Source organism: Bacillus sp. JJ722 (assembly GCF_036963345.1).
Lineage (GTDB): Bacteria > Bacillota > Bacilli > Bacillales > DSM-1321 > Bacillus_AD.
Genome location: NZ_JBALMO010000369.1, coordinates 1 through 5,368 on the forward strand (window position 1 = coordinate 1; position 5,368 = coordinate 5,368).

The 5,368-nt window shown below is 34.9% G+C and carries 3 protein-coding genes, 1 pseudogene and 1 other annotated feature; of the genes and pseudogenes, 3 read left to right on the plus strand and 1 reads right to left on the minus strand.

Going from position 1 to position 5,368, the window contains the following annotated elements; genetic code table 11:
- Positions 1–197: 197 nt before the first annotated feature.
- Positions 198–1,172: a YaaC family protein gene (locus V7014_RS26225; protein WP_335511920.1), complete on the minus strand. Its 975-nt coding sequence runs from the start codon at positions 1,170–1,172 to the stop codon at positions 198–200.
- Positions 1,173–1,285: 113 nt separating this feature from the next.
- On the opposite strand from V7014_RS26225, the gene guaB reads away from it, so the two are divergent.
- From guaB to V7014_RS26240, 3 genes and pseudogenes are all read left to right on the plus strand, one after another.
- The gene (gene guaB / locus V7014_RS26230; RefSeq protein WP_335511922.1) at positions 1,286–2,749 is read left to right on the plus strand and encodes an IMP dehydrogenase; all 1,464 of its coding nucleotides are present in this window, start codon (positions 1,286–1,288) and stop codon (positions 2,747–2,749) included.
- Positions 2,750–2,887: 138 nt separating this feature from the next.
- Positions 2,888–4,216: a D-alanyl-D-alanine carboxypeptidase family protein gene (locus V7014_RS26235; protein ID WP_335511924.1), complete on the plus strand. Its 1,329-nt coding sequence runs from the start codon at positions 2,888–2,890 to the stop codon at positions 4,214–4,216.
- Positions 4,217–4,385: 169 nt separating this feature from the next.
- Positions 4,386–4,612, plus strand: a binding site (T-box leader).
- Between the two features lie 84 nt (positions 4,613–4,696).
- Positions 4,697–5,368, plus strand: a pseudogene (locus V7014_RS26240) (serine--tRNA ligase); the annotation flags it as partial.

A 5,368-nucleotide genomic window follows, 5' to 3' on the forward strand; every position in this document is an offset into this window, starting at 1 on the left:
TTAGCTGGTCTTTTTTTATGAGTTTTTTATCTGATGGTATTAATTTTGTTGGATTAACGAATTTATAAGATCCTTTAAAAAAATAAAAGTATATGAGACCAGTTAATGATATAGCAATATATTTTTAACTGGTCTTTTTTATAGTTGCCATTTATTTATTGGTGGTGATATTGAAGAAAAGGAATGTATAAAAGACTTCACATAAATAAGAATTCATTTTCATCTAAAAGCCACTTACTTACTAAAAAAGGACCTTTATACAATGTCATATCGAGAAATTTCTGAATAATTGGAAAGTCTTCATTTGGATTCGTCTTTATAAGGTCTAGCCACCACTCTGTTTCATACCGTGCAATCATGCTTAAGTTATAAAGTAATAAATAGTGTATAAGCATTTCACCTAAAGGAACGCAATTAGAATTTTTTGAAATGGAGCAATGAAACTGATCGGTGAAAAGATTATACCGAAATGGATTATCATAGTTGTAAGAAAAAGGTTGTTTCGTTTGGAAATAGAGCTTTTGCTGCTCTTCCTTGATTTCTATTGATATGCTATAGGTTTTTGCAAAAAACTCCTGAAGTCTTTCAGCACTAAAATGTAATGTGTCCAATATTTTATTGGTTGTTTGATAAGTTGTTGCTGTAATATTGGTTAAAGGAAAGCCAGTTGTTTTTTTAAAGTATAATAATTCACTATGGAGTTCAGGTATTTGAACAATAAGATTGCTCATCACCACTTTTTCACCTTCGATTTGTTTTGTTAGAAAAAGTTTCTCACTCATGTAACTATATAGACCGTTTTTTTGAATTTTTACTTCATCTTTTAAAAATTCATATTGTTGTTTTTTTCGTTTTCTAGTTGTAACTCCATGAGCTAATAATGAAGTAGAGATTGGATAGTTAGGATCTACAGTTAGCAGGCAAGCCTTCATTAATTGTATATACCCATAGAATAAAAGTACGGGTTGAATAGATAATGGAGCTGATTGCGCTTGTTTATAATAAGTTTGTGCACACTCTAAGTAATACATGAATTTTGGACAATTTTGAAAGCTGAGTAATTCACTATCTTTATGAGCCTGTTTTTGATAGCAGGACTTTAAATATTTTTGTGTTGTTGAAGCAGAATAGAAAAGGGAAATAGTACTCCAAATTTGATTTAAGTTATTCATTTATTATTTCCTCCTTGAAAAATTTGAAAAATCAAACTTTTTCATTCTTTCTTGACAGTATTTTGTCCAATTGATAACCTACTAATAATATTTTCAATCGGGAGGGTAAAAGTATGTGGGAAAATAAATTCGTGAAAGAAGGATTAACATTTGATGATGTCTTGTTAGTCCCTGCAAAGTCAGATGTTTTACCCAAGGATGTAAATTTTTCTGTTAACTTGACTGAAACACTTAAACTTAACATTCCTATCATTAGTGCTGGAATGGATACAGTAACAGAGGCTGATATGGCAATTGCTATGGCTCGTCAAGGTGGCCTAGGCATAATCCATAAGAATATGTCGATTGAACAACAAGCTGAACAAGTAGATAAAGTAAAGCGTTCTGAGAGTGGCGTTATCACAGACCCATTCTTCTTAACACCAGATCATCAAGTATTTGATGCAGAGCATTTAATGGGCAAATACCGTATCTCTGGTGTACCAATTGTAAATAATGAAACAGAACAGCAGCTTGTAGGTATTTTAACAAATCGTGATTTACGCTTTATCAGTGACTATTCAATGCGTATTCACGAAGTGATGACTGCAGAAGATTTAGTTACGGCTCCAGTTGGTACAACTCTTACGCAAGCTGAAAAAATCCTGCAAAAGCACAAAATTGAAAAATTACCACTTGTAGATGATCAAGGTATCTTAAAAGGACTTATTACAATTAAAGATATCGAAAAAGTCATTGAGTTCCCGAACTCTGCTAAAGATAGCCAAGGAAGACTACTTGCGGGTGCTGCTGTAGGTACAGCGAAAGATACAATGAAGCGTGTACAAGCACTTGTTAAAGCTAATGTCGATGTAATTGTTATAGATACCGCACATGGACATTCATCAGGTGTTGTTAACATGGTTAAAGAAATCCGTGCTGCTCACCCAACATTGAATATTATTGCAGGTAATGTAGCAACTGCAGAAGCTACAAAAGCTTTATATGAAGCTGGAGCTGATATTGTTAAAGTCGGTATTGGACCTGGTTCAATTTGTACAACTCGTGTTGTTGCCGGTGTTGGTGTACCGCAAATTACAGCTATATATGACTGTGCTACTGAAGCGAGAAAACATGGTAAAGCAATTATCGCTGATGGTGGTATCAAGTATTCTGGTGACGTTGTCAAAGCGTTAGCATCTGGTGGACATGTGGTTATGCTAGGTAGCTTGTTGGCAGGTGTAACGGAAAGCCCTGGTGAAACAGAAATTTATCAAGGTAGAAGATTTAAAGTATATCGTGGTATGGGTTCAGTAGGAGCAATGGAAAAAGGATCAAAAGATCGTTATTTCCAAGAGGATAATAAGAAATTCGTTCCAGAGGGAATTGAAGGACGCTTACCATATAAAGGACCTTTAGCTGATACGTTGTACCAATTAATTGGCGGAATTCGTGCTGGTATGGGATACTGTGGCGCAGCGAATTTAGAAGCGTTAAGAGAAAACTCTCGTTTTGTTCGTATGACAGGTGCTGGTTTAAGAGAAAGCCATCCACATGATGTTCAAATTACGAAAGAAGCACCGAACTATTCCTTGTAATTATAAAGAACTAAAATAGACAGAGTGATTTTTCTCTGTCTATTTTTTTTGTTTTTTTTGTGCTAAACTAGACAAAGTGTGAACGAAAAAATAAGAGAAACATTTTACATAATTTTTTTGCAGTGGAGGTATGGAAAGTTGAAAAAAATCAGTCAGATTACTCTGATTTTCACGTTACTTGTAACACTTGTATGTTCTCAATTCGCGGTAAATGTAAAGCCTGCTCAAGCATCAGGAAATGATCCTCTGGGATTAAAAGCAGAAGCTGCCATCCTATTAGATGCAAAAACAGGTAAAATTTTATATGAAAAAAATGCGGATAAAGTACTTGGCGTTGCTAGTATGTCAAAAATGATGACAGAGTATATTGTTCTTGAATCAATTAAAGAAGGTAAAATCACTTGGGATCAAAAAGTGGTAATTAATGAGTATATTCATAATCTATCAAAAGCGCCAGGTTTATCAAATATCGGCTTAACTCAAGGTGAATCGTACACTGTTAAAGAACTATATCAAGCAATGGCAATTTTCTCTGGAAATGCCGCAGCAGTTGCTTTAGCAGAAGTAGTTGCTGGTAGTGAAAAGAACTTTGTAGACTTAATGAATAAAAAAGCTAAAGAATTAGGAATGAAAAATTATAAATTCGTAAACTCTAGCGGTTTAAATAATAGTAACTTATTAGGTCAAATTCCTGCTGGGGGTCCTAATGAGGAAAATGTTATGACGGCTCATGACATGGCGACTCTTGCATTCCGTTTATTAAGTGATTTCCCTGAAGTATTAGAAACTTCAAGCATGCCTAAGTTGAAATTTAAAGATGGTAAAGAATATCCAAACTTTAACTGGATGTTACCAGGCTTAATCTTTGAATATGAAGGTGTAGATGGATTAAAAACAGGTTCGACAGATTTTGCAGGTTATGGATTTACAGCTACGGCAAAACGAGGCGATCAAAGATATATATCAGTTGTTATGAAGTCTACTTCAAAAAATGAGCGTTTTACTGATACAACAAAAATTCTTGATTATGCATTCAGTACTTTTGGTACAGAAGAAGTATTAAAGAAAAATTATCAACCTAAGAAGCAAGGTACAGTTGCTGTTGATAAAGGTAAAGAAGATCAAGTAAAACTGAAAACAAACAAAGCAATTGAATTAGTGATTGAAAAGGGTACAGCGAAAGACTACAAACCTGTAGTCGTAATCGATGAGAAGAAACTAAATAAAGATGGTGAGCTTACGGCTCCAATCAAAAAAGGTGAGAAAATCGGTTATGTGACTGTACAATCTGAAAAAAATGATTATGGTTTCTTAACAAAAGATGGTGAAAAGCTAGCGAGCGTTGATTTAGTAGCTGCAGAAGATGTAGAGAAAGCAAACTGGTTTGTTTTATCTATGAGAGCAGTTGGTGGATTCTTCGGTGATGTATGGGATAGCGTTTCTTCTATGGTAAAAGGCTGGTTCTAATAATAAAAATTTTATCTGTCCTTTTTAATGGTAGAGCCATGTGGCAGGTTATAGGTAAAAATAAAGTGAAACCTTTCTATCTTGTGATAGGAAGGTTTTTTTGTAGAAGTGCATAAAAGGGTTGCAACTAGGAAAGAAATATAGTAAATTGAAAACTAAATTAATATACTTTAAAGCATTGAGAGGAAGTAGTAACACATATTGTTATCTGTAGAGAGTCGGTGGTTGGTGCAAACCGATGATAAAATGGTGTGAATCCGTCCTTGAGTGAAGTGTGGAACGCCTAGTATAGGCTATTAAATACTTTCGGCTAAGAAGCCGTTATTCTTTTAAGTGAAAAGCAGTGTTATGCTGTTTTTAACTAGGGTGGCAACGCGGGTAACTCTCGTCCCNNTTTTTTGTTGTCTATTTATAGTTTCACTTAATCAAGTTTCACCCTAAAACTAATTAAATGTACTAACAAGAAGGAGGAAGTTTAGAATGTTGGATTTGAAGTACGTTCGTGCGAACTTTGAAGAAGTGAAGAAGAACCTTCAATGTAGAGGTGAAGATTTATCTAGTTTGGATCAATTCGAAGAGTTAGATCGTAAACGTCGTGAATTGATTATTGAAACAGAAGAATTAAAGAGTCGTCGTAATGAGGTTTCACAACAAATTTCAATTATGAAGCGTGAAAAACAAGATGCTGATCATGTGATTAAAGAGATGCGTGAAGTGGGCGATAAGATAAAAGTATTAGACGATGAATTGCGTGGAGTAGAGGAATCATTAGAAAAGTTAATGTTATCTATTCCGAATATCCCTCATCCGAGTGTTCCTGTTGGTGATAGCGAAGATGATAACATGGTTGCAAGAACATGGGGAGACATTCCTCAATTCAATTACGAACCAAAGCCACACTGGGACGTTGCAGATGGACTAGGAATTCTTGATTTTGAAAGAGCAGCTAAAGTAACAGGAAGCCGATTTGTATTCTATAAAGGGCTAGGCGCTCGTTTAGAACGTGCTCTAATTAGCTTTATGTTAGATCTACACGTAGAAGAGCATGGCTACACAGAGGTAATGCCTCCATATATGGTAAATCGTTCTAGTATGACAGGAACAGGGCAATTACCGAAGTTTGAGGAAGATGCATTCCGAATTGAGAGCGAC

Bases quoted from the DNA above. Each gene is read 5' to 3' on its own strand.
- V7014_RS26225 (WP_335511920.1), bottom strand. From the start codon at position 1,172: ATGAATAACTTAAATCAAATTTGGAGTACTATTTCCCTTTTCTATTCT.
- guaB (WP_335511922.1), top strand. From the start codon at position 1,286: ATGTGGGAAAATAAATTCGTGAAAGAAGGATTAACATTTGATGATGTC.